Origin of the sequence: Shigella sp. FC1567 (genome assembly GCF_001743015.1) — a bacterium.
Classification (GTDB): Bacteria; Pseudomonadota; Gammaproteobacteria; order Enterobacterales; family Enterobacteriaceae; genus Escherichia; species Escherichia coli.
This window is the reverse complement of record NZ_MIIV01000392.1, coordinates 1-482: the sequence shown is the minus strand read 5'-3', so window position 1 is coordinate 482 and position 482 is coordinate 1. Positions and strand designations below refer to the sequence as shown.

The following is a 482-nucleotide window of genomic DNA, read 5'->3' as shown; positions in this document are numbered from 1 at the left end:
TAGCGGAGCAGGAAGGACATCTGATGGAAATGGAAGCCACGCAAGCACCTTAAAATCACCATCATACACTAAATCAGTAAGTTGGCAGCATTACCCCATTGCTGGCATAAATTCAGTTTCGAATATTCAGTTAATTAAAGTTCGTGTGCCATCTTGTCTTTTTCGGCACAAGCTGCACCGCAATATTTTCGTTTCTTTCTGGCAATCATGTTTCCATGCATATAAATAAGCTCGCCAGTAAAAGCTTTTTCAGGTAAAAACTGTTTATTGCAGAGATGGTAATCACATTGTATTAAATCCGGGTCACCTTTTTGCTGGAGAATTTTTCTGATTCTCCACAGCCATTTTTTAATCCCGGTATGACTGATGGTCTGCCTGAGGTGGTTCTTTTTTTAAGCAGCCATCTGATGATATTTTTCCCTGAAGGCTGCCGGGGAGATATTCCCCAGACGAGAGTGACGACGCTGACGATTGTAGAAAAT

2 protein-coding genes are annotated in these 482 nt (G+C 41.5%); one reads left to right on the top strand and one right to left on the bottom strand.

From position 1 onward, the window contains the following. Positions 1 to 229 (top strand): transposase (locus tag BHE85_RS27070; RefSeq protein WP_073717781.1); only part of this gene is annotated, 229 nt, incomplete at its 5' end. Here the strand turns inward: BHE85_RS27070 and BHE85_RS27715 are convergent. Beyond that, the gene (locus tag BHE85_RS27715) at positions 135 to 332 is read right to left on the bottom strand and encodes a YdaE family protein (protein WP_077900954.1); all 198 of its coding nucleotides are present in this window, start codon (positions 330 to 332) and stop codon (positions 135 to 137) included. The genes BHE85_RS27070 and BHE85_RS27715 overlap by 95 nt on opposite strands. Between the last annotated feature and the right edge of the window lie 150 nt (positions 333 to 482).